This is a genomic window from Bartonella sp. B10834G3 (assembly GCF_016102505.1).
Classification (GTDB): Bacteria; Pseudomonadota; Alphaproteobacteria; order Rhizobiales; family Rhizobiaceae; genus Bartonella; species Bartonella choladocola.
Genome location: NZ_JACFOM010000004.1, coordinates 140,027 through 165,436 on the forward strand (window position 1 = coordinate 140,027; position 25,410 = coordinate 165,436).

A 25,410-nucleotide genomic window follows, 5' to 3' on the forward strand; every position below is an offset into this window, starting at 1 on the left:
TAATAAAGGAGCGGGCTTTACCTGAAACACGTTCTTTTAAAAAACTCGCGAAAATAAAACGTACGGATATATGGGGAAAAAAGCACATAAGCTTTGAATCCGTGGGACAAGCCTCTCTCTTTCTCAGAATTGCTTAACCTTCCTTTTTCTTCACCCTCCCTCCCCTTTTTATGACACTCGCTTCCCTTTCCCGTTCGTTGTGTGATTTCCCCTCTGACCGCCTCCTTACCGAACTTCCCGATGGTCTTCTATTCCCCGCTTCTTTGCCGATTTTTTTAAAAATTCCTGTTGGTTGTTTTGGTCTATCTTGCAAAAAAAACCGAACTGGAGAATAGTTTCCTTAAAAGGGAAAGTTTTTTAGAAATGGTCGGGACGAGCAAACCATTTTCCGTGGTTATCAGGGTGTTGTGCATTTTCGCACTGCTCAACCTCGCCTTTGCCCATAATCGCAATTTTCCGGTTTTACCAAACAGCTTTGCAAGCAACTCGTCTCACCATCATGAAAGCGTTCGGCAGAACCATTCGCATATGGTTTCCGATAGCGACATTTGCTCAAAAAACGCAACTTCAAAACCGCAAAAATTAAGCAAAAAACACCATAATGACAATTCATGTCATGAATTGGGTGCGTGTCACGCCTGCCGCATCGGCGCATCAATGCTCACCCCGCCCGATAGTGTTGAAATCGGCGAACATAACCTCTTTCTCGTCGAGATTTTACTGCCCTATGATGCGGTAACCTTCGGCACGTTTTTTGTAAAGTCCAACGCCTCGCCGCGTTCACCGCCATTGTCACTCATAAGCTGACAGGTTCAACATATCATCACATCGAATTTTTAAAAAAATGGCGCCGTCTTTTTAACGACGTGGCGCAAATGTTTGCTGCTATTTTTTTTAAGTTTTCAATTGTGATTATAAAACTTGGTCAGCCTGTTTTTTTCACCGTCAAAACGCATGGTTTATGGCCTCACAAAAAACGGGGCTCGGAGAATGCCATCCATGGCAATTCCCGTTTGTTTTCCATGCCTGACAAAGTTTCAATCCACTTTTTCTCTATGGATTTTAAAAAATGGATTCTCTCTTTCAAACCGATAGGCGGTTTAGTGCACGCTCGAACGCACTAAAATCATCGTCTGCCGTGATTGGTGCAATTGCTACTCTTTCCACCCTGCTCATCCTAATGCCGACGGGCGCAAAAGCCGAAACGGTTGCAAATAATGAGAAGAGCACGATAACGCCACTTCAAAACCCGACAACAAGTCCTGCACAAAAAGAGGCAGCAAAGGCCGAGGACCAAGGAAACATGGTTCTCAAACCGGTTATCGTTACATCGGCTGCTATGTCTTCACCGGTCACTGTTGTTACCAATCCGAAAGCCCCACGCCAACCTATTCCCGCTTCGGACGGTGCCGATTACCTCAAAACCATTCCCGGTTTTGCAACCATTCGCAATGGCGGCACCAATGGCGACCCCGTTTTTCGCGGCCAATTCGGCTCGCGTCTTAATATTGTCAATGATGGCAGCACGATTATGGGCGCTTGTCCGGGACGGATGGATAATCCGACATCCTATATCTCGCCTGAAAGCTATGACCGGCTGACGGTTGTGAAGGGGCCTCAAACCGTGCGCTATGGCCCCACCGGTTCGGCGGCAACAATTTTGTTTGAACGCGACCCGCAACATTTTGAAAAACCGACCGTCAAAGGCGATTCCAGTATTGTTATCGGTTCCAATAGCCGTTTTGAATCCCGCCTTGATGGCACTGTCGGGGCACGCCCCGGCTATGTCCGGATTATCGGCAATAAAGCACTTTCCCATGATTATCATGATGGCGATGGCAATAGTGTTCCCTCAAAATGGGATAAATGGAATGGCGATATGTTTTTGGGGCTGACGCCAGACGAAAATACATTGTTCGAGCTTTCGAGCGGCGGCGGTGATGGTGAAGCCCGTTATGCAGGCCGCGCCATGGATGGCAGCCAATTCAAGCGGGAATCGCTTGGTGCCAAATTCATCAAAGAAAATATCAATGACAAGCTTACCAAGGTCGACGCGCAATTCTACTATAACTATGCCGATCACATTATGGATAATTTCCGTTTGCGCCACCTTGCCGCCAGCGCTTCCCCACTGCCAACCGGTATCACCAGCACAGGCAAAACGGGAACCGGTCATATGGGGCATATGTCGGCTATGGGGGCCATGGATATGAACCATATGACGGGAAATGCCATGAGCGGAGGCGGAAATCCGATGACCGGCATGGGTGGAATGGGCGGTATGGGAAGCATGGGCGGAATGGGCGGTATGGGGGGTGCTGGTGGCACGATGGATATGTCGTCCATGCCGATGGAATCGCGCCTTGACCGGCGCACAATGGGCGGCCACTTTACCACCAATTGGGATTTAGGCGATTTATCACTCGTGAGCGGTGTTGATCTCCAAACCAACACCCACCGCAAAAGAAAAAGCCGCAATATGATAAGCATTAACGGTTGGGATAAGGATGCGGTATTTTTCGATTACGGACTGTTTAGCGAAGCGACATGGACCTTTGCCGAAAATCAACGCCTTGTTTTTGGCGGCAGACTTGATCGGGCTTCTGCCAAAGATGAGAGAAGCACAAGTCCGACAGATGGCGACAAGCGTGACAGAACATTGCCAAGCGGTTTTCTCCGTTATGAGCGCGACCTCGATCAAATACCGCTCACAACCTATATCGGGCTTGGCCATGCCGAGCGTTTCCCCGATTATTGGGAACTGTTTTCCCCCAAACAATCCGACGCTAACTCCCTCAATGCATTTGACGGCATAAAGCCCGAAAAAACCACCCAGCTTGATTTCGGTGCGCAATATAATGGGGAAAATAGCAATATCTGGGCTTCCGCCTATGTCGGCCGGATTGATGACTATATTCTCTTCGACTATTCAAGCGGGCAGTCAAAAGCATCGAATGTCGATGCCACCATTATGGGGGGCGAGTTGGGACTTTCCCATATGTTCTTCAATGTCTGGAAGTTTGATTCAAGCCTTGCCTATTCGTGGGGGAAAAACACCACAGACAATGAAGCTTTGCCGCAAATTCCACCCTTGGAGGGAAGGCTCGGCCTCACCTATCAAAAAGAAAAATGGAGCATTGGCGGCCTTTTAAGGCTTGTTGCCGATCAACCGCGCATTGCCGAAAACAAAGGCAACGTTGTGGGGAAAGACTTTGATAAAAGTAGAGGTTTCGGTGTTTTTTCTTTGAATGGCAGCTACAAGATTTCAAAAAATGTGGCTTTGACCGGCGGCGTCGATAATCTCTTCAACAAGGATTATTTTGAACATCTGAACCGTGATGGCGACGCCGGTTTCGGTTTTCCCGCCCATTATCAAGTGCGAGAACCGGGGCGCACCTTCTGGGCAAAAGCCGATTTCAAGTTCTGAAATCCATTTGTAGAGTTAAGACAAATAATAGCAAACTTTGCCTATTATGTTTAAGCTTATGTTTCGAGGCATAATTTTTTTAAAAATTATGCCTCATCAAAACAGCGGAATTGAGTGCCACGGGTATCAAAACCGTCAACTAACGTTGCAAGCTTGACACAAAACCTTTTTAACGGTCGAGAACGCCGATTTATAGTCTGCGACCTTTCTGCCAGTTCCTTGAAGCTTTCTCATGCAAAATTTTTTTCGACTTCCAGAAAATGGATAACAAGAATAATTCTGGTCTAATATTTGCGATTGATTGTGATACAGGTTTGAAAAGCCTGATGGAAACTTCATAAAATTTATCGCGTTTTTTTTATAAAAATTATCCTGTTAGAAGACCGGTTTTCCGCATGGAACACTGAAATTATCCATGAGAAATCGCTGGCAATAAAACGGATAAGAAAAGTTTTTCATGGGTAAAACAAATAAAACTATACCAAAATTATCAAAAATAAGTCATAGTCGATTTTTAACAATTTTTGCGGTAGCTGTGATGAGCCAACAACCATCCATGAATTCGACATTTTATGAAAGTGAAAAGCCTGCCACTTTTCTGGGGCTTTTACGCTATTCGCGTTTTTTTACAGGATCCGCCATCATCACGGCCATTATCGCTGCGGCTTTGAGCATTGCGCCCTTCTATGTGATTTCGCTTATTGCCGGCGAGCTTTTGAAACCGACGGTGAACACGACTAGAATCTGGTATCTTGCAGGTGTTGCAACCGGCCTTGTTTTGCTTAGATGGATATTCGTATCTTTAAGTGACATGCTTGCCCATAAAGGGGCCTTCACCATTCTCTTCACACTCAGAAAAAGAGCAGCGCAAAAACTGGGCGAGGTTCCACTGTCGTTTTTTGCAAGCCAGTCTTCGGGAAAACTCAGGCGCACGCTTTATGATGATATTGACAGTCTCGAAAGCCTTTATGCCCATATTTTACCAAATCTGAGTTCTGCTCCTATTGTATCACTCTCGGCGCTTATCCTGTTGTTTTTTGCCGATTGGCGGCTTGCCATTATTGTTTTGATCCCCTTGCCGATTGCCTTTTTTGCCCAATGGTGGATGACACGCGGCATGGGTGATGACATGCGTGAATGGATCGGTTTGCAGCAAAAAATTTCAGGCGAGATCAGCGAATTTATCCGTGGTGTACATGTTATCAAAAGTTTCGGTCTCGATACGCGTTCTTTTGGCAATCTTTCAAAGACAATCCATAATGCGGTGGACTGGGCGCATAGTTTTGCTGCCAGAGTAACGCGCTCGTTTATGACATTTGCTATTTTACTGCGCGGCAATCTTGTTTTGGTCGCCCCGATCGGAGCCATATTCTATGTGAACAGTTCACTTGACGCGGCTACTTTTGTGTTATTTTTGCTTCTTTCGCCACTGGTGCTTGAACCTTTGTTGACCCTTTCAGGGGCACTTCATGAGAAAATGAACCATATCGAAGCGATGGATCATATCAATGAAGTTTTGACCGCAAAACCGCTTATCGAAAATCACAATAGCAAAACACCTGAAGGCCCGTATGAAATTGTTTTTGACGATGTCTCTTATAGTTACGGCAAAAGACTGGCGATCGACCATGTCAGTTTTAGCGCAAAAGCCGATAAGGTTACGGCATTGGTGGGGCCAAGCGGTTCGGGCAAAAGTACACTTCTGAAACTCGTTGCGCGACTTTATGAATTCGACCATGGGCATTTAACCATAGGTGGCCTTGATGTGCGCGACTGGCGGCTTGATGACCTTCTCGACAAGACGAGCATTGTTTTTCAGGATGTTGTTCTCCTTTATGGAACGGTTGCCGATAATTTGCGCATTGCAAAACCCGATGCGAGTGATGAAGAACTTAAAGAGGCCTGCCGCCTTGCCAAAGCAGACGGTTTTATCGAAGCCCTGCCGCAAGGTTATGATACGCTCCTTCAGGAACGCGGCTCGCAACTTTCCGGTGGCGAACGCCAAAGGCTTTCGATTGCCCGCGCTTTTTTGAAAAATGCGCCAATCCTGCTCCTTGATGAACCGACTTCAAGTCTTGATCCGGAAAATGAAAACCTCATCCATGAGGCACTCGAAACACTTTATAAAAATCGCACGGTTCTCATTGTCGGCCATCATTTGCAAAATCTCGTTTCTGCCGACAAGATTATTGTGATGGATCATGGCAGGCTAGCGGGCGAAGGCCGTCATGAAGAGCTTTTGAAAAACTGCCAGACCTACCGGATTTTATGGCAAGACCAGCTTTCGGCAGGAGAGTGGTCGCTCGGAGAAGAGGCAGGAGAAGCCGAAGAAAAAACCGACACCAACGGGCAAGACAACAAAACCCTTTCAAAAAAACAGGATAATTTGGCAGAAAAAGGCGGGCAGTCATGATAATCGATATTTTAACGTCCGGTTTCCGGCTGTCGAAAACGCGCGACAAACAACTCGTTCACGGCATTTTATGGACGATTGTCGAAGGTTTTTTTGCAGCTCTTCCCTTTGTCTTCCTTTTTATGATGTTGACACAGGCCTTTGCCAAAGAGTTGACAATCAAAGCCGCTATTTTCTTCGGGGGCGGCATGGTTTTGAGCTTTTTGTTGCGCATCGGTGCAAGCGCGATAGGCGCACCGAAAATATATAATGGTGCTTTCACAATGATGGGCGAGGCACGCCTTAATGTGGCAGAACATTTGCGCAAACTCCCCATGGGTTGGTTCAACAAACAAAGAAGCGGCGACCTTGCAGGAAGACTGACTTCCGATATTACTTTTGTCGAACATATGTGGTCGCATTTTATCCAGCCATTTGTTGCCGGTTTTTCAATGCCGGTTTTCCTGACTATTTTTCTTTTCTTTGTCGACTTTCGTCTGGCAATTGTCATGCTTTGCGGCTTTCCTTTGACTTTGCTTGCCTTGTTATGGACGCTCGCTATGGGAAAAAGCGCCGGTTTGAAACTTGCAAAAGCCAATAGTGCCGTGCAATCGGCTTTGCTTGAATATGTGCAAAGTATCACTGTTATCCGCAGCTTCGGGCGTTTCGGCAATAGCTGGAAAAGACTTGTAAAAATCCTCGACGACCAGCGCAATGCCTGGTTCCACGCCGAAACAAGAACCTCGCCTTTCCTGTCATGCTTCGGTTTTGTTCTGGAAATGAGCTATATCAGTCTGGTTATTTTCGGCATTTATTGGTTGGCAAATGACAAGCTCACAGTCGCTCAATTGTTGATTTTCCTTATCATTGCATTGCCCGCCTACCGCCAGTTATATGAAGTCGGTCAGGCAATGTTGATGTTGCGTCTGGCAAACCGTTCACTCATGCGCATTGAAGCGCTGCTTCATGAACCGACACTAACAGAGCCGCAACATCCGGAAATGCCGGAAAACTATGAAATCCGTTTCGACCATGTGGGTTTCAGCTATGATAAAAAAGAAACAAATAACAAAGACGAGACGGGCAACACAAAAATGGCCGGACATAAAGTCCTTGATGATATTTTATGTGTTATCAGGCCGCAGGAATTAACGGCAATAGTTGGGCCGAGCGGTGCCGGAAAGACAAGTTTTGTCCACCTTATCGCCCGTCTTTGGGAAAGAACGGAAGGTAAAATCACGATTGGCAATATCGACCTCAAAGACATAGGGACGGAAAATCTTCATCGTTTGATCGGCATGGTGTTTCAGGATGTGCTTCTCTTTTCGGGAACGGTTTATGACAATATCAAAATCGGCAAGGAAGATGCGAGCCGCGAAGAAATCATCGAAGCGGCAAAGCAAGCCGAAGCCCATCAATTCATTATGGCATTGCCGGAAGGTTATGACACAGTGCTTGACGAGCATGGAAGCTCGCTTTCAGGGGGCGAACAGCAGCGCATATCCATTGCCCGCGCTTTTTTGAAAAACGCCCCGATATTGCTTCTTGACGAGGCAACCGCAAGTCTTGACCCGTCGGCGGAAGCAGAAATCCAACGCGCCATGAATGCATTAACCAGAACCCGCACGGTCGTGGTCATTGCCCACCGGCTGAACAGCATTCGTCGGGCAGACCATATCATCGTTCTGAAAAACGGGAAAATCGTCGAAGAAGGAACCCATGATACATTGGTGAAAGCCGATGGCCTCTATCAAAAATTATGGAATAACCAGAATAAAGCGCGTGGCGTATTCCCTCCAACCGCAGCCATTCTGAATTAAACCGAAGGTGAACAAAAAGCAGGGTCACCAGCCGCCAATCAAGCTTGAACTTTCAAGCTTTTTTGGGCTGGAAAAGCTGGTCTTCAAGCTTTGTCCCCAAGACTTGCCAAATGCGACAGCGCGCTCTTTGAGCGAAAGAATACGGGCAGCACAGTCTTTGCCGGAAAGAATGGGACAGCACGCTCTTTGCCGGAAAGATTGCGATAATATGCTCTCTATGGGAAAATTGAAGGCACGCTTTTTGTGGGAAAATTAATCGTCACCTTGTCCGCCAACAGGCGCAATTTGAAGGCACTTGGCATTTTTTGTCTTACCGGTCTTCCAATGAAAGGACCGTTCATTTTGGCAAACTTCCATCAAGCCGGTAAACGACATGAAAACCTGATTGACAGACATGAATATTTCCTTCAATACCGGTTTATTAAAACTTGACTATTACATTCATTTTTATTCATCTATATTTTATGACAAAAAAACAATCGGCACGGGAGCTTAAGAGATGGAAAAAACAGAAAACAGGAATGCGGCTGAACTAACGCCGGAAAACCACATGGACGGGATGGAGCGTCTCGAACTCACGGTCAACCGGATTTATGAACCTTTTCCCCATCTCGTCCGCTTGACCGGAACAATCAACCCGACGAACCCGATTGAATGGCAACAGGCAAATGTTGCCGTACGCTTCGAGATTGGCGAAACCGGACAAGGCCGCAAGGTTTACCGGATTTATACAATCCGTTCTTTTGATCCCGCGACACATGAAATCGAAGTCGATTTTGTCAAACATGAAGGGGAAAGCCCCGCTATCAACTGGCTTCAAACTTTGAAAGCCGGTGCGCATGCTTATCTGATTGGTCCGCGCCCGCAATTTTCAACAGAAGAATATAAAAATAAAAAACTGAAGCTCTTTGCCGATGAAACCGCCATTCCAGCCGTTTTTTCCATTCTTTCCCATTGGCCGGAAAACACCGAAGCCGAAATCTATATCGAATCCGCCACGGCAGAAGCAGCCGGTGAACTCCCCGATATAAAGGGGGTAGACATACATAGCTATGTCAGAAAGGAAAAAGAACATCCGGGGCAAACCGGTTTTCTTGTTCATTCGGCTGAAAAGATGACCGATGCCGAAAATTGCCATATCTGGATTGCCTGTGAACGGGAAGAAGCCCGTGCAATCAGGAAACACTTTATGGTGAACTGCAATGTGAAAAAGCAGAATATCAAAGCCATCGGATATTGGCGTCTTGGGCTTGCCAGCACGGAAATAGAAAAAATTCGCGGCAAATATTATAACGAACTTATTGCACAGGGAAAAACCGAAAAAGATTTTGATGAATTCGACATTCCGGCTTGATAGCTGGAAAGGCCAAAACAGAACATCAATATCTACGAGATTCCCTTCGCCCCTGAACGGTGATGAATACCTGACTGGCGAGCCGTGATAAATACCTGACACGTAACCAGTGACCAGTGAAAAATATAAGTGAAAGAAAAGCCGGTATGGGTGACATACTGGCTCTAACAAGTGGTGTCGCCCTTTTTTAAAAAATGCCCGGCCTTTTTCGACTGTCAAAGAAGTGAAAGAAGTCAGATTTTCCTTTTCCCCTTTTCCGCTATAAAGGTGAAAAAAACAGCACTCGTCAAAACCGGCCTTTATCCCTTTTTAAGAGTCAACTTCTCTTCGAGACCACACTTCTTTGTTAGATCGGCATTTTATTCAAAAATTGGGGCTTTATTCAAAAAATTGCCGCTTTAATAGGAAAACCGTGTTTATCCGCTTTGCGGCACACGGAAAACCAATACCTATCCACCTGTTTTGTAGAAGCTTAAGCGTATAGCCGCAAAAAATCATGGAACACGATTGCCAAATGTCTTAAAAAACGGATTTGCTCTTAAAAAAACGTCCATTTTTACAATTTTTACAATAAAAATTTACATATTTTCCAATAAAAAAACATTTCCGGTTCATATACGAAAAATTTAAACTTAAATAAATTGACGTTTTAGTTTTATTCAGCCTTATTATTTACCAGACAACATTTATCGCGCACGTATTGGGAGGACAAAACAATGACGTGGATGCAGAATTATATTCCGATTGGAAATATTTGGCTTTCGGCATTAATTGCCGCAATACCGATTATTTTCTTTTTTCTGGCTTTGACTCTTCTTCGTATGAAAGGGCATGTGGCTGGTACAATCACTGTTATCCTGTCATTCCTGATTGCCGTTTTTGTCTATGGTATGCCGATAGGACCGGCGGTTTCTTCTGCGATTTATGGCTTTTTCTACGGTCTTTGGCCAATCGCATGGATAATTGTTGGAGCAGTGTTTCTTTATAAAATTTCGGTTGTCACCGGTGACTTCAACATTGTTCGTCATTCCATTCTAGGGATTACCGAAGACCAGCGCTTGCAACTCATTCTGGTGGGGTTTGCTTTCGGCGCTTTTCTTGAAGGTGCTGCCGGTTTCGGTGCACCGGTTGCCATTACTGCGGCGCTCCTTGCCGGATTGGGCTTTCGCCCGCTTTATGCAGCCGGTCTTTGTCTTATTGCCAATACCGCTCCGGTTGCCTTCGGCGCTATGGGCATTCCGATTATTGTTGCCGGACAGGTTTCAAATCTCGACCCGTTTTTATTAAGCCAGATGGCAGGGCGCCAATTGCCTTTTCTTTCGGTGTTTGTTCCCTTCATGCTTGTCGTTATCATGGATGGCTGGCGTGGCGTCCGTGAAACCTGGCCTGCTGTGCTTGTCGGTGGCGGCACATTTGCGATTGTCCAATTCCTGACTTCCAATTATTTCGGGCCGGAATTGCCTGATATTACAGCCGCTATTGCCACACTCGTTGTTTTGCCGCTGTTCTTGCGTTTCTGGCAGCCAAAACGCATTTTCCGTTTTGACGAAAACGAAGCTGCCCCCAAAGAAGATGTTCCCCATTATTCAATGGGAGAAATTATCAAAGCATGGTCGCCTTTTATCATATTGACCATTTTTGTTATGGTTTGGAGCATTGCGCCTTTCAAAAAACTTTTTGCCAAAGGCGGCGCCTTGGAAAGCTGGGTGTTGAGTTTCGACGTATCATTCCTCAATAATATCATTGTCAAAACAGCGCCCATTGTTGCAACAGATGCCAAAATCAGCGCCGTTTATAAATTCGACTGGTTTTCCGCTACGGGAACTGCGATTATCCTTGCCGCAATCGTCAGTACTTTTGTTTTGAAAATGCGCCCTGCTCGTGCCATTGGCGTTTTCGGCATGACGCTGAAAGAACTTGCCCTTCCGATTTATTCGATCGGCATTGTTCTTGCTTTTGCTTTCATTGCCAATTATTCGGGGCTTTCTTCCACTTTGGCACTGGCTTTGTCCCACACGGGCAAAAGTTTTACGTTCTTTTCGCCATTTCTCGGATGGCTTGGTGTTTTTGTGACCGGTTCGGATACGTCTTCCAATGCTCTGTTCGGTGCTTTGCAAGCAACCACAGCCCACCAGATCGGCGTTTCCGATATTCTGCTTGTTGCAGTCAACAGTACAGGCGGGGTTACCGGCAAAATGATTTCGCCGCAGTCGATTGCAATTGCCTGTGCGGCTGTGGGACTTGTCGGGAAAGAATCCGACCTCTTCCGCTACACCGTCAAATATTCGCTGGGGCTTTGTGCCATTGCCGGTATTATGACAACGCTTCAGGGATATGTTCTTTCGTGGATGATCCCGTAATATTGATTTTACTTCCCGTTACTATTTCTTGTTAATATCGGAAATACTGAAAGTCTTTTTGAAACATAGAAATAAAACGGGAAGATCACGCGGTTTTTCGGGGGGCGCGTAACAGGTGAATTTTATTACGCCCCCCGAACAACACACAATGTTAATATCAACATTTTCAAAGGATAAAATTTTTATTCATCTCTTTGCCGAATTGGCTCCGGCATTCGAGCCATAACACAACCAAGACGGGTAACGAAATGATTATATCTTCTATCTCGGATTATCGCGAAGGTGCGCGGCGCAAACTTCCTCCATTTCTTTTCCATTATATTGATGGCGGGGCTTATGCAGAGCGTACCCTGCAACGCAACACAACCGATCTTTCCGATATTGCGCTTCGCCAACGCATTTTGAAAAATATGTCGGAACTTAGTCTTGAAACCGAGCTTTTCGGCGAAAAGATGAAAATGCCGGTGGCACTTTCACCGGTGGGGCTTACCGGCATGTATGCGCGCCGAGGTGAAGTTCAGGCTGCAAAGGCCGCCCAATCACGCGGCATTCCCTTTACACTTTCGACTGTTTCTGTCTGCCCGATTGAAGAAGTCCAATCACAAGTTCCAAACCCGATCTGGTTCCAGCTTTATGTTCTCAAAGACCGTGGTTTCATGAAAAATGTTCTTGAACGTGCTGTCGCACAAGGAATCAAAACGCTGGTTTTCACTGTCGATATGCCGGTTCCCGGTGCCCGTTATCGCGACCGCCATTCCGGCATGTCTGGCCCGTTTGCGAAATTGCGCCAGTACACACAAGCCGTTCTTCATCCTGCCTGGGCTTATGATGTCGGCGTCATGGGACGGCCGCACGACCTTGGCAATATTTCCACCTATCGCGGAAAACCGACCAATCTGGAAGATTATATCGGTTGGCTTGGCGCCAATTTCGACCCGTCGATAAGCTGGAAAGATCTTGAATGGATTCGTGAATTCTGGAAAGGACCAATGCTTATCAAAGGCATTCTCGACGTTGAAGATGCCCGCGATGCTGTGCGTTTCGGAGCAGATGGGGTTATTGTTTCCAACCATGGCGGGCGCCAGCTTGATGGCGTGCCTTCTACCGTCAGGGCATTGCCAAAAATTGCGGAAGTCTTGAAACCCGATCTCAAAGTTCTCGTTGACGGCGGTGTGCGCTCAGGCCTTGATGTTGTGCGCATGATTGCTCTTGGAGCCGATACGGTTATGCTTGGCCGTGCCTTTGCTTACGCATTGGCGACCGATGGCGAAAAGGGCGTTGCCAATATGCTTGATCTTATAGCTCAGGAAATGCGTGTTGCCATGACGCTGACCGGAGCCAAGAAAATAACCGACATCAATGCGGATATGCTCGTCAAAGACTGAAAAACTGTGTCGAGATTTAAGACTGCATAAATCTCGACATAGCCGATTTTTTGATGAATGTATCAAAACCTCATAAATCTCTTTTTTCTTTGTTGAAAATTGTTTTTGAAAAAAGGACTGCCCGAATGGTGACACCATCGCGCAGTCCCAATCTCGCAATCCCCATCTTGCTGTCTCCACTTCGCTGTCTCCACCTCGCTGTCTCCCTCTCACTGTCCCCACCTCGCTGTCTCCCTCTCGCTGTCTCCCTCTCGCTGTCTCCACTTCGCTGTCTCCACTTCGCTGTCCCAATCTCGCAATCCCCATCTTGCTGTCTCCACCTCGCTATCTCCACCTCGCTGTCCCCATCTCGCTGTCTCCACTTCGCTGTCCCAATCTCGCAATCCCCACCTTGCTGTCTCCACCTCGCTGTCTCCCTCTCGCTGTCCCCACTTCGCTATCTCCACCTCGCTGTCTCCCTCTCGCTGTCCCCTTCTCGCAGTCCTCTTCTTGCAATCCCCTTCTAGCAGTTCTTGTTTTTTATGATAATCATTGCCTGTTTTTTGCTTTATCCAAAACGTAATTGCAGTAATTTGCCGTTTGGAAAATGAATGGCGATTTGCCGGTTTCCCTCTTTTCATCAAAAATTATGTCGCTTCCGGTTTTTACCGGAAATTTAAAAAACTATTTTTTTTAAAAAACCGTATTGCTAATCGTAAATTGTTCAACAACAGAATAATTCAGGCTTTGTGCGGCGCAAACTTGCCTCCTTTGCGCAAGAGGAATGTGATTTTTCGCCTCGTCTCCGATTTTAAAACGGCTTTTTTCATTTAAAATTTTTAAAAAATTCATGCGGATTTTCTTAATGAAAAAAATTAGAGGTTGAACATTTCTGAAAAAAAAGAAATATTAACGGCGTCCATAGCAAGTTTGCGGGGAATTAAAATGTCTCTTCCTTTACAATTCAACGTTTTTCAATCGCGCCTTTCTTCAAAAAGCGGCGAGAAAAAGCGCTACTTGTCTTTTACCTCCCCCCTCATCAATAGGCTATTTTGAAAGTGTTATCGTCTGATCCGAAGGGGTTTACGAAGCTCTATCCATGGGCTGAAACCCATGCAGAGGAATGGGACACCACGTTTCAATCCTCGAAAATTATATTGAAGCACTTGGCAGAAGAAAATTTGACAGGTGTTGGCGTACCGGAAAAATTCGGTGGCGATGGCAAAACCATTGTTGACGCTATTTTGACGATTTCCAACATTGCCTATTCCTCGTTCACGGCTGCCTTCGTCTTATGGGCGCACCGCGCTTATATCGAATGCGTTTTGCAAAGCCCGAATGAAGCACTCAAACACCGCCAATTGCCGCTTTTGACATCAGGTAAAATGGCCGGTTCTGCCGGTCTTTCCAATTTGATGAAGCATCTTTCCGGCTTGGAAAAAATGGAAAATTTTGCTTCGTTCGAGAATGGCATTTATCACCTCACCGGCAAAATGCCGTGGATTACAAATATCGACTGCCAAGGCTTTTTTGCAGCCTGTGCCGCCGAACTTGATAACGGGCGCGCTGTTGTTTTCAGCCTTGAAAACAGCGACAAGGGGGTAAAGGTCCAATCGCTCGATTTATTGGCTTTGCGTTCAAGCGGTACAAAAGCGATCATTATGGATAAAGTCGCTTTGACGGCTGACAGGATTTTGCATGACAATATTGCCGAATGGCTAAAAACACTGCGTCCGGCTTTTATCGCGCTTCAATGCGGTCTGTTTTCAGGATTGGCAGCGCGCTTTATTGACGAAGCCAAAAAGCATTTCAATGCCCGAAGAACGTCGCTCAAAGGCGAGATAGACGAGACAGAAAAAGAGCTTTCAAGCCTGCGCGACGCACTTATCAAAGGTGTAAACAACAACCATTTTGTTAGTGCTCCCGAAGATCTATTCAAGCTCCGCATCAGTTTGACAGACTGGCTCTGGAAAGCGGTTCTGCTTGAATTGGAAACCCGTGGTGGCGGCGCCTATCTCATGAATACTGCCGAAGGATTTCCCCGTCGTTTGCGCGAAGCAAGTTTTGTTCCCATTATTACCCCCAGTGTCACGCAGCTTAAAAAAGCCTTGGCGTGATTAACCCTTTTATGCATTCTAATTCATGACAGAAAAAGCTCCCCTTCTTGAAGCAAAAAACATCGTTTTGCGGTATCGCGACGATGCGCCCCCTATTCTTGAAAATTTCAACCTTGCAATCGGAAGAAATGAAACAGTTTCCATTCTGGGGCCAAGCGGTGTCGGAAAATCGAGCCTTTTACGTGTGCTTTCCGGCCTGCAAAAGCCGAATGGCGGCCATATTTTTGTTCACGGTAAAGAACTTACCCGTGTTGATCCGAATATTGCGGTGGCCTTTCAAAATCCGGGTTTATTGCCGTGGCTGACATTGGAAAAAAATGTGGCCTTTGGCCTTGATTTCAAAAACCGTGAAAAGCTTGAAAAAAGCGAACGGCAAAATCGGGTAAATAAAGCGATCCACGAAGTGGGGCTTGATTATGCGCGCAAACTACGCCCTTCCGAGCTTTCCGGCGGCATGGCACAGCGGGCAGGATTGGCGCGTTGTTTTGCAAGAAATCCGGAAGTGCTATTTCTCGACGAACCGTTTGGCGCACTTGATGAATTGACACGGCAGGATATGCAAAATCTGCTGATTAAACTGGTGAAAGAATTCTCCGCCTCAACGCTTCTTGTCACGCACGATATTGACGAAGCATTGCTTGTTAGCGAACGGGTTATTCTGCTTGGCGGAAAACCGGCAAACATCATCGGCACATGGACAATCAATTTCCCCAAACCGCGCAATAACTTTGTCGAAGAACTCGGCAAAATCCGTATCGAAATTCTTGCAGCTTTAAGAGATGCAGGACTTAAAAAAAGAGATGAAATATGAAAGATGAATATTTTTCCCGCCGCGACATTTTGCGGCTATCGGCTTTATTGACGGCAAGTGGCGCTTTGCCATTTTTAAATATTGGAAGAGCAAAATCACAAGAAAAGGATGAGCCGGTAAAAGTCGGCTACTTGCCAATCACCGATGCAACAGCGCTGCTTGTGGCTCATGGTAAAGGTTTTTTTGAAAGCGAAGGTTTGAAAGCTGAAAAACCGGTTCTCTTCCGTAGCTGGTCACAAATTGTAGAAGCTTTTTTTGCCGGCCAGATCAATGTGATGCATGTTCTTTCACCAATCGCCATCTGGGCACGCTATTCAAGCAAAGCGCCGCTTAAAGTCGTTGCCTGGAACCATATGAGTGGCTCAGGTTTTTCTGTCGCCAATGACATCAATTCCATTTCCGATCTTGGTGGCAAAAACGTTGCTATACCATTCTGGTATTCAATCCACACAGTCGTTTTACAAATGATCTTGCGCAAAAACGGCTTGACACCTGTTTCGAGAAAAAGCGGCACAATTGAAAAAAATGAAGTCAATATGGTGATAATGGCACCATCGGATATGATACCGGCGGTTGCCAATGGTCAGGTTTCGGGCTTTATCGTTGCTGAACCCTTCAATGCGGCGGGTGAAGCGGCCAAAGTTTCAAAACTTGCAAGATTTACAGCCGATGTCTGGCGTGACCATGCCTGCTGTCTTGTATGTATGCAGGAAAACGACCTGAAAGAGCGCCCCGAATGGTCGCAAAAAGTTGTATCCGCCATGGTCAAAGCGCAATTGTGGACAGCAAAGAACCGCGAGGAAACAGCGCTTCTTCTTTCCAAAGAAAATCCGAACAAATATATGCCTTTCGGTTCCGATGTTCTTAAACGTGTTCTTGTTTCAAGCGAAGAAGATAACCGGTTTTATGAAAAATCGGGTGCAATCATTCACCCAGACTGGCTTGAAAAGCGCATAGATTTTCAACCCTATCCTTATCCGAGCTACACGGAAGAACTGGTAAGACGGCTGAAAGACACTTTGATTGAGGGTGATAACGCGTTTCTTGAAACACTTGATCCGGCTTTTGCGGCAAAAGACCTTGTTGATGACCAATTTGTCAAACACGCATTAAGCGAAGTTGGCGGACTTCCCGCTTTCGGCATGAAAGACAGTTTCGTGCGCAATGAAGAGATTGAAGTTTAACGGGGAGAAAGCGTGATGAAAAGCTGCCTTCGCCATTTGTCCGGTTTGTCGGGACTTGTTGTACTTCTTTTCCTTTGGTGGCTTGGAACAGATGTTTTGAGTGCCAAAAACAGCTTTGCAAGTCGCTTTTCGGTTGAGGCAACATTGCCAACTTTCTGGCACTTGTTAACCGGCTCGGACTTATTTCTTCACGCTCTCATCAGCCTTAAACGCATTATTGTCGGTTTGGTTTTTGCGCTCATCATCGGTGTGCCTGTCGGGCTTTTGATCGGCGCCAAGCCGTGGGTGGAAAGAGCGACCGGTCCGGCATTCCAGTTTCTGCGCATGATTTCGCCTTTGTCATGGATGCCGATTGCCGTCATGGTTTTCGGCATTGGCGACAAGCCGATCTATTTTCTTCTCACTTTTGCCACCGTCTGGCCGATTATGTTCAACACGGCAGCAGGTGTCAAACAACTTGACCGGCATTTTCTGCTGGTTGCAAAAAGCCTTGCTGCAACACAAAGTGAAACATTGCTCTATGTGGTTTTTCCGGGGATTCTGAGCCATATGATGACGGGGATCCGCTTGGCTATCGGCATTGCATGGATTATCATTGTGCCTTGTGAAATGTTGGGTGTCTCGGCAGGCCTTGGCTATTTCATTCTCGATACACGCGACCGGCTTGCTTATCCTGAGCTGATGTCAACCATCCTGCTTATCGGATTGATCGGCTATTTGCTTGATAGCGCGGTTCGTGCGGCTGCCCGCCGCCTTGGCTGATGTTAACCGCTACCCGGTTGATAAAGAAGACTTGAACCGGATTTTAAAAGGACGGGAATGAAAATCCCCCTCCTTTACATGAGTGTTTTAAAAAACCGGATAAAACATATGTGGGGATGAATAGCCGCAATAATATCCACCACATGAGCATTGCTAACAATTTTGTTCCTTGAAAAGCCTGACTGTGGCAAACAGAAAAGACAAGAATACAAAGACAAATTTTTTTGCGTTTCCCTTACTCGCCCGATGTTTTCCGCAAAGGTAAGCAAAAAAAATAGCCATTGTTTTGCCAGCTCTTTGCGCGGGTGTTTTCACTTTGGTTTTGTCACCCATTGATGAACGGAGTTCTATTCCTGTTTTGCGTTCTTCTGCTGGTTTTTTTCAAATTTTTCCAATGCGTCGCAGTTGCTTTTTCCCCAATCAAACAGCATTTCAACCGGCTCGCAAAATCTTTTTCCAAGCGGGGTGAGCGAATATTCAACTTTTGGGGGAACAACCGTATAAACATGGCGGCGAACGAGCCCCCCTTGTTCAAGATCACGCAATGTCTGGATCATCATTTTTTTGGAAATTCCGGGTAAAGCGCGTTGCAGTTCACCAGTGCGACATTTTCCATTCGGCCAATGGAACAATGCGTGCAAAAGCATACTTTTCCACTTGACCGAAAATAATTCCATAATTCTTCGTGCCGGACAGGTTTCGACAAAGACAAGGTTTTCATTGGTGTTTTTTGGCATAATAGTCACCTTTTGGTATCTATGTCCCTAACAAGTACCTTCTAGCATATTTTTCACTACTCACCTAGCTGTTTTACTATATCGAACAAATCAGGGAATATCATTATGCCAGCTGCTTTATGGGCTTTTGCAATCGCCGCTTTCGGTATCGGCACAACAGAATATATTATTTCCGGCCTTTTACCTGCCATTCAGGCAGATTTTCATATTTCGGTTTCGGCTGCCGGTTTCATGGCAACCTTTTATGCATTGGGTGTATTTTTCGGAACACCGATTATCATCATATTGGGAAGCAATGTCGAAAAGAAAAAACTGCTGCTTATTGCATTGACATTTTTCATCGTCGGAAATTTTCTGACGGCGCTTGCACCCAATTTCACCACCGCCATTTTCGGACGGGTTATCAATTCGCTTTGCCACGGGGTTTTCATCGGTATTGCTTCTGTGCTTGCCGCCGACCTTGTCCCTCAAGAAAAGCGAACCAGCGCAATCGCCTTCATGTTCAGCGGCATGACAGCAGCCAATTTCATTGGCGTTCCTGCCGGTACATGGTTCAGCCATGTAACGTCATGGCGCACCACTTTTTATCTCATTACGCTTATCGGTGTGCTTGCTTTTGTTGCAACGTCGAGACTGGTTCCAAAACAGCCACAACATCATGAACAATCGTTGAAAAATGAACTTTTTGTTTTTGGCGATGTTCATGTTCTTCTTGCCATGGGCATTACTATTTTAGGCCCCGCAGCATTTTTCACCTCGATTACCTATATTGCCCCGATGGCCAAAGAGCTTGGTCATTTTTCCGATCAGGGTGTTACATTTCTTCTGTTCATTTTTGGCGGAGGCCTGTTTGTCGGCAATTATTTGGGTGGCAAATTTGCCGACCGTGCATTAATGCCGGTTCTTTATATTACGCTCTTCGCTCAAGCCGTTGTGATGCTGTTTTTCTACTTTACAATTGGCAACAAAATTGCCGATGTATTTTCTATATTTTTCATGGCTGCTTTCGGTTTTGCGAGCGTCTCGCCAATCCAGCGCCTTGTTATGGATAGAGCAAAAGCTGCTGGCGGTGCCAATCTTGCTTCGGCAGTCAATATCGGCTTTTTCAACCTCGGTAATGCGCTGGGTTCATGGCTCGGTGGTTTGGTGATCGCCCTTGGCTTCGGCTATGCCTCGCCGAACTGGGCAGGTGCCGGCCTTTCATTTGCAGCACTTTTCCTCGCTGTTCTCTCAAGCCTTTTTGCAAAACGTCAGGCAAAGCAGGAATTAAAGGACTGTTGCCCGTTAAGCTACAAATAAAGAATTGACTGTAAGGGGCAATCAAGCCCTCTCACTCGGCGGGGCATTTCAGTCCCCCACTTTTTCCCTCCTTCGGGAGGGGAAAAATATAATGCATGACCTAACCACAAGGCCAGAGCTATAAGGCAAGACCAAACAAAATGACATGCAGCATCTTGTGAAAGATTATCATTTATCGCCATCTTCAAAAGTTTGAAAAATGACGGCGAAAGCCTTTGGCAATTCCAGCAATTTTATAATCAGTGTCGTTAAAATAACCGGACACGAACATTTCAAAGCCGGATGATTTTTTCTATCGCCGGAACAGATTTAGCATCTCTTCCGGAAGTCCAAGAAAATCTCAAACTTTCCCACTCCGCAGCAATCAAAAATATTAAATATGTCGCGCTTCAATATTAAATATCTCATGCTTCCGGTTTTTAAACTGCCCTCCCCCTGCGATGCGGAAGCGTTACGAATGATAAAATGCCTGTGGTTTAAACCGACCGGAAATTAGCGCCGACCGTCAACAAGTCGTCGGGTATAAGCCTTGAATATTTAGATTAAAGCAGTGCTCAAATCGACCGGTATAAATCACTGAATATTCAAATCACCCGCGTTCGAGGCGACCGGTGTAAGTTTTGAGTGTCGGCATTGACAGGCTTTCAAGTCGACTGATGTAAATCGTTAAGGTTTCACAGTAACAAACTTTCAAACCGACTGATATAAATCACTGACGTTTCAAAACGCCCGACTTTCAAGACGAACGATGTAAATCTTCAAACGTCCAAACTGGCAAGTTTTCAAGCCGGTCGATGTTCATGTCTCCTTCTATCGAAGTCAATCTGTGTCAAAGTCTATCCACATTCAAGCGGCGCAGGCGTTAATTAAGGTTCAAGCAGTATACGCTTCAGTTAGCCTTCAAGCAGTTTAGAAACAGCCCCACATTCAAACAGCTTAGACGATGAGCATCAAAGTCAATTAACCTTCAAGCAGTTTCGATGAACACAGAAATCGACCGATATTTCTTACCCGAAAATCACATTGTCCGATCAAGGTTTTCAACCTTGAAAATTCCACTTTCATTTAAACTTGGATAATTGGATAGCTCTGAGCATGTCGGTTTCCCTGATCGCTGTTCAGGTAAAATTTTCTCTATATAGCGTTAGCAAGCGATATGATTCGCATCACAATGATATTTTGGAAAAATATTCCTCTAAAATAGAGCTAGAAGTTTCGTTGATTGTTCAAAATTCCTGTTTTAGTTACTGTTTTAGGAAATTTTTCAATTTTCCGCTCGCAACCGGAATATTTTTCCTCCACGTTGCTTCATAGCGGATTTGTATCGGGCGCTCATCCTGATCGCACAAAATATAACGTTGGCCGGATGTCATAGTGATTGCCGATTTTGGCAGGAGTGCTGCGCCCAGCCCGCAATGTGCCCAGTTTTCCAGTTCACGATAGGAAACTGTTTTACCGGTATATTCTTTCAGAACATGATTGTGGTGCCCGAACATTTCCCTGATAAACTTGGTCAAACCGGATTCGTCGTCGACCATGACAAAAACTTCATCGGCAATATCGGAAAAATGCACCACATTGACATTTCTGATCGGCTTTGCCGTGCTCGGTATGAAATAAAGCGGCTCTTCATAAAGAAACTCGCTTGCTCTTGTCGGCTTTTTTTCCGGCGCAACATCAAAGACAAAATCGACTTCGCCTTGCTCCAGCAAGTCGATGAGATCGCCGCTATTGCGTTCGCATAACACAATTTCGCTGTCCGGATTTCGAGAGCGAAAATCATTCATAACGGCTGAAAGATATTGGCAGCTCATCAAAGGCGATTTGCCAATTCTGATAACATTTGTTTCCTGATTGTTGAATTTTTTGCTTTCGTCGACGAGATTGAAATTAGCCTCGATCAGCTTTTCGATATAGGGCATAATATGTTGCCCGAAAGCCGTAAGGCCGACACGGCGCGTCGTGCGCGAGAAAATGCGTGCCTGAAACTCGTCTTCAAGCTGGGCAATGCTGTTTGACAAGGTTGGCTGCGTCACATGGCAGTTTTTTGCCGCCACAGTAAAATTGCCTGTCTGTGCCACAGCGAGAACATAATTCAATTGTGCCAGATTCATCAGTCGTTCCCCAAGTGTTCCCTCTTATGATTTATAGCTTAAAGAAATAAATCACATTTGCAAATACAATTTTTAAAACGCGTTCCGCTCTTGTATAAAAAGCTCAAGAGCTCATACCTATATAATTATCATTCATTCGATAACGCCTAATCCTGAAATACAAAGAAGTGAGGACGTAAGTGTTTGCGGCAATCTGCCGCAACGATCTTATATGTTTTGACTGTGAAAGCGGGTCAAATTGATATGGAAAATGAAAGAGCCGGTCTCCAGCCAAGGCTTACCCTGCCGCAAATCATATTCAGTCTTTTGCCACTCTTCTGGATTGCCGAAGCTGCTTTATTAAGCCTGATTGTTGCCAAAGCAGACGGGGCGTTATCAACCATCATCATTGCCGGTTGCGCTATTATTGTACTTGCAGCAATCAAAGCTTGTCTCGGCTATTATAGCGAACTTGACCTCTTCAAAAATTCCCGCGAGAACCTGAATGGGTGGCGCAAACGCGGCTTGACCCACCTCAATTTTCTTTCTCCTCTAAGTAAAAAACGTATGCCGGGCGGCGAGGCAGCCAATATTCTTGTCGATCAGGGAGAGACACTCGTTTCATGGAATGCGAAATACCGCCCCCTGATGGTGCGCGCTGCTGTTGTTCCGCTTGTCATCCTTTGTCTGGTATTGCCGTTTTCATGGCTTGCCTGTTTGCTGCTTTTTATAACCGCACCGATCATCCCGCTCTTTTGGGCCATTATCGGCGCCAAAGCTCAAAAAGCGGCAAAAGAGCAATGGCAGGAAATGGGCGAGATGAACGGCTATCTGCTTGATCGTTTGCGCGGCATAAAGACATTGCGCATTCTTGATGCCACTTTCTGGAGTGCGAAACGCCTTGCCCGCCAATCCGACGACCTCATCACACGCACAATGAAGGTGTTACGCATTGCTTTTTTGTCGTCGGCAGTGCTGGAACTTTTTTCGGCTCTCGGTGTCGCTTTGATGGCCGTTTATATCGGTTTTCATCTTTTAGGTGTCATTACCATCGGCTTTTGGGGAAACAAGCTCAGCCTTGCCGAAGGCCTCTTCATTCTTTTGCTTGCTCCGAGTTTTTTTGAACCCTTGCGCGAACTTGCAAGTGTCTGGCACGACCGTGTTGCAGGTAAAGCGGCCATGGAAAATTTCACAAAACTTGTTGGCAAGGGAGAGACGATTGTTCATCAATCTTCTAATGTTGAGCAATTACAAAATGTTCAACAATCACCTGTTGTTCAGCCATCATATGACAGCAAGCCAAAAGAAATAGCTTCCCCGAAAAGTGGCATTGCAATCGAAATTGATAATATCTCATTCGGCTTTATTCCCGAAAAACCGGTTTTCAAAAACTTTTCGCTCAAAATCGGCAGGCAAGAAAAAGTTGCACTCACAGGAAAAAGTGGTGCGGGAAAATCGGTTTTGCTTGCGCTCATTGCCGGTCTCATTCAGACCGACAAGGGGGTAATCAAAGTCAACGGCTTGACCGTCAATGGCACAAATATAGATGAAATCCGAGCCAAAATCGGCTGGATGGGAGCAAAACCCTATTGGTTCGACCAGTCAATTTTATCCAATATAACGTTCAACAGAAAATTCGATAATATTGACGATTATCTTGATCTTGCCAATTTGCACGATTTCGCCAATGAGCGCAAATACCAGCGCCTTGGTGAAGGTGGAACCGGCGTTTCGGGTGGGGAAGCCGCCCGCCTTTCTTTAGTGCGGCTGGCACTGGAAAAAGGCCGCAATATCCTTCTCATTGACGAACCGACTGCCCATCTCGACCCTGAAAGTGCAAAGATTGTTATAGATGCACTCATAAAAATTTCCGGAGGAAATAGCCTTCTTGTTGCAACCCACGATCCGGAACTTTTCAAGCGTATGGACAGGGTGATCGAACTTTCGCCGGAAGTGAATTGCAGGGAGAGCGAAAGATGAAAACCATTCTCGCTCTCATTGCGCCTCGCGACAAAATTATCCGCAAAAAAATGCTGTGGGGGCTTCTCTTTGCCATTCTCACAGCACTTTCGACAATCGGTCTTCTTTGCTTATCCGGCTGGTTTATTACAGCAACCGGAATAGCCGGCTTAACGATTGCGGCAACACGTGTTTTCGATGTTTTTATGCCCTCGGCTGCGATACGGTTTTTCGCGCTTTTGAGAACCGGTGCACGCTACGCAGAACGGCTCGTCAATCATGATGCGACATTCATGCAAAGTAGAGGCTTGCGGCTGCAACTCTTCAAAACAATTGCCCAAAGAAAATCCTTGCGTGATCTTGCCATGCGTCCGGCACGGCTGTTGCACCGTCTAACTGGCGATATTGATAGTTACGAGCTTATTTATCTGAAACTTATCGTCCCTTCCATTGTTGCACTGGTTGCAATTTTTACAATTATAGTCGTGCTTTCTTCCGTTCATTTGGGCTTGGGGCTTGGCTTCGGACTTGTTATTTTTGCCACTGTCATTGTTTTTTCCTGCCTTTCCATAAAACTTGACGAAAAGCGTTCAGCCTCTCTTGCAATACGCCGTGAAAGCCTGCGCACACGTGTGATCGCACTTCTTTCCGGCCAGACCGACCTTGTTATGAATGGCTGCCAGCAATCTTTCACCAATCATGTCATGAACACGGAAGACAGCCTTGCAACAAGTGATGTTTCGTTGAAAAGACGGCAACTCGCCCTTGAAGCAATCAGTGCTTTTGTCGACAAGCTCATTTTTGTCGGGCTTATTCTCACAAGCGTTCTCCTCTATCGCTATGGTTCGATCAGCCTGCCGCTTGCTGTACTTTCTATATTGGCCGCACTGACACTTTATGACCTTGTCAAACCGCTTTATCAGGGGTGTAGTGAGATTGGCCGCTATATATTGGCGTTGCGCAGACTTTCGCCCTTTGTCGAAAGTGGAAATACCAACCCCGCCAAACCCCGCGAAGAGTTACCGCCATGTAGTTATGTAGCTGTGGCCGACATCAAGCGGGCAAGTTACGAGCCACAATTACCGGCAGTTTTGAACGATATTCATTTCACGGTCAGCGCTGGAGAAAAAATAGCCTTTGTTGGCCCCAATGGTGCTGGCAAAAGTTCGCTTATTTCGCTCTTCATGACAAAAGATATGATTGTCGAGGGAAAAATTGCAGCGATAAAAGCAGCATTATTGGAACAAAATACCTATATATTTAGAGACACTCTGCATGAGAACCTGAAACTTGCCAATGTGACCGCCTCTGACGAAGACATGGTCGAGGCCATGGAGCGCGCGGGGCTACACGACTATCTCGATAATCTCAAAGACGGCCTTTATAGCAGCGTCGGTGAAAACCAGACCGGTCTTTCAACCGGTCAGGCTCGACGCTTCGCATTGGCACGCCTTTTCCTGCAGAAACGCGACCTGTGGCTACTTGATGAGCCGACAGAGAATATAGATGGCGGAACCGCCCGCGATATTCTTGAGCGCATGAAGCACTATGGGCGTGAAAAAAGCTGGCTCCTTGTCACCCACCTGAAACGGGAAGCAACCTGTTGCGACCGCATCATCACACTCGATCACACCCGCATCACCGGCGACTATGAGCGGTCGAACGAAAACTATCAACGCGTTTTAGAAAGTTTACGCGAGGACAATTATGACAAACACTCAATGTAAGGAC

General features: G+C 46.0%; 17 protein-coding genes. 14 read left to right on the forward strand and 3 right to left on the reverse strand.

Annotated features, from left to right (window positions below):
* Positions 1 to 363 precede the first annotated feature (363 nt).
* The 4 genes from H3S94_RS10860 to H3S94_RS10875 all read left to right on the forward strand — a co-directional run bounded on the left by H3S94_RS10860 (position 364) and on the right by H3S94_RS10875 (position 7,639).
* Entirely contained in the window at positions 364 to 807 is a 444-nt protein-coding gene (locus H3S94_RS10860; RefSeq protein WP_198241056.1) for a hypothetical protein, read from the forward strand.
* Between the two features lie 496 nt (positions 808 to 1,303).
* Positions 1,304 to 3,427 carry a TonB-dependent copper receptor gene (locus tag H3S94_RS10865; protein WP_246786483.1) on the forward strand — a complete coding sequence of 708 codons (2,124 nt, stop codon included), beginning with the start codon at positions 1,304 to 1,306 and terminating at the stop codon, positions 3,425 to 3,427.
* A 538-nt stretch (positions 3,428 to 3,965) separates the two neighbouring features.
* Positions 3,966 to 5,840: an ABC transporter ATP-binding protein gene (locus H3S94_RS10870; protein ID WP_198241059.1), complete on the forward strand. Its 1,875-nt coding sequence runs from the start codon at positions 3,966 to 3,968 to the stop codon at positions 5,838 to 5,840.
* Positions 5,837 to 7,639, forward strand: a complete 1,803-nt coding sequence (locus H3S94_RS10875) for an ABC transporter ATP-binding protein (protein ID WP_198241061.1) — start codon at positions 5,837 to 5,839, stop codon at positions 7,637 to 7,639. Before H3S94_RS10870 ends, H3S94_RS10875 begins: the two co-directional genes overlap by 4 nt.
* A 252-nt stretch (positions 7,640 to 7,891) precedes the next feature.
* On the opposite strand, the gene H3S94_RS10880 is transcribed toward H3S94_RS10875, so the two are convergent.
* Positions 7,892 to 8,035, reverse strand: a complete 144-nt coding sequence (locus tag H3S94_RS10880) for a hypothetical protein (protein WP_198241063.1) — start codon at positions 8,033 to 8,035, stop codon at positions 7,892 to 7,894.
* Between the two features lie 103 nt (positions 8,036 to 8,138).
* Here H3S94_RS10880 and H3S94_RS10885 point away from each other — a divergent pair, with 103 nt between their 5' ends.
* From H3S94_RS10885 to H3S94_RS10915, 7 genes are all read left to right on the forward strand, one after another.
* Positions 8,139 to 8,993: a siderophore-interacting protein gene (locus tag H3S94_RS10885; RefSeq protein ID WP_198241065.1), complete on the forward strand. Its 855-nt coding sequence runs from the start codon at positions 8,139 to 8,141 to the stop codon at positions 8,991 to 8,993.
* 716 nt (positions 8,994 to 9,709) lie between these two features.
* Positions 9,710 to 11,353: a lactate permease LctP family transporter gene (locus H3S94_RS10890; protein WP_198231624.1), complete on the forward strand. Its 1,644-nt coding sequence runs from the start codon at positions 9,710 to 9,712 to the stop codon at positions 11,351 to 11,353.
* A gap of 248 nt (positions 11,354 to 11,601) precedes the next feature.
* Positions 11,602 to 12,738 (forward strand): FMN-dependent L-lactate dehydrogenase LldD, encoded by a 1,137-nt coding sequence (gene lldD, locus H3S94_RS10895; protein ID WP_198231625.1) that lies wholly within the window; start codon positions 11,602 to 11,604, stop codon positions 12,736 to 12,738.
* A 1,037-nt stretch (positions 12,739 to 13,775) separates the two neighbouring features.
* Positions 13,776 to 14,834, forward strand: coding sequence for an acyl-CoA dehydrogenase family protein (locus H3S94_RS10900; protein WP_198241066.1), 1,059 nt, complete (start codon positions 13,776 to 13,778; stop codon positions 14,832 to 14,834).
* A gap of 25 nt (positions 14,835 to 14,859) precedes the next feature.
* Positions 14,860 to 15,645 carry an ABC transporter ATP-binding protein gene (locus tag H3S94_RS10905; RefSeq protein ID WP_198241067.1) on the forward strand — a complete coding sequence of 262 codons (786 nt, stop codon included), beginning with the start codon at positions 14,860 to 14,862 and terminating at the stop codon, positions 15,643 to 15,645.
* Positions 15,642 to 16,829 (forward strand): ABC transporter substrate-binding protein, encoded by a 1,188-nt coding sequence (locus H3S94_RS10910; RefSeq protein WP_077993638.1) that lies wholly within the window; start codon positions 15,642 to 15,644, stop codon positions 16,827 to 16,829. The genes H3S94_RS10905 and H3S94_RS10910 overlap by 4 nt, the downstream gene beginning before the upstream one ends.
* A gap of 15 nt (positions 16,830 to 16,844) precedes the next feature.
* Positions 16,845 to 17,591 carry an ABC transporter permease gene (locus tag H3S94_RS10915; RefSeq protein ID WP_198241068.1) on the forward strand — a complete coding sequence of 249 codons (747 nt, stop codon included), beginning with the start codon at positions 16,845 to 16,847 and terminating at the stop codon, positions 17,589 to 17,591.
* 347 nt (positions 17,592 to 17,938) lie between these two features.
* On the opposite strand, the gene H3S94_RS10920 is transcribed toward H3S94_RS10915, so the two are convergent.
* Complete coding sequence (locus tag H3S94_RS10920; RefSeq protein WP_198241070.1) at positions 17,939 to 18,328, reverse strand: helix-turn-helix domain-containing protein; 390 nt, start codon at positions 18,326 to 18,328, stop codon at positions 17,939 to 17,941.
* 105 nt (positions 18,329 to 18,433) lie between these two features.
* Between H3S94_RS10920 and H3S94_RS10925 the strand changes: the two genes are divergently transcribed.
* Entirely contained in the window at positions 18,434 to 19,627 is a 1,194-nt protein-coding gene (locus H3S94_RS10925) for an MFS transporter (RefSeq protein WP_198241071.1), read from the forward strand.
* A gap of 1,244 nt (positions 19,628 to 20,871) precedes the next feature.
* Here the strand turns inward: H3S94_RS10925 and H3S94_RS10930 are convergent.
* On the reverse strand, positions 20,872 to 21,741 hold the full coding sequence (locus H3S94_RS10930; RefSeq protein ID WP_198241073.1) for a LysR family transcriptional regulator: 870 nt from the start codon (positions 21,739 to 21,741) through the stop codon (positions 20,872 to 20,874).
* A gap of 243 nt (positions 21,742 to 21,984) precedes the next feature.
* Between H3S94_RS10930 and cydD the strand changes: the two genes are divergently transcribed.
* A complete protein-coding gene (cydD, locus tag H3S94_RS10935; protein WP_198241075.1) occupies positions 21,985 to 23,700 on the forward strand; it encodes a thiol reductant ABC exporter subunit CydD in 1,716 nt (571 codons plus the stop codon).
* Complete coding sequence (locus H3S94_RS10940; protein ID WP_198241076.1) at positions 23,697 to 25,406, forward strand: amino acid ABC transporter ATP-binding/permease protein; 1,710 nt, start codon at positions 23,697 to 23,699, stop codon at positions 25,404 to 25,406. The genes cydD and H3S94_RS10940 overlap by 4 nt, the downstream gene beginning before the upstream one ends.
* Positions 25,407 to 25,410 lie beyond the last annotated feature (4 nt).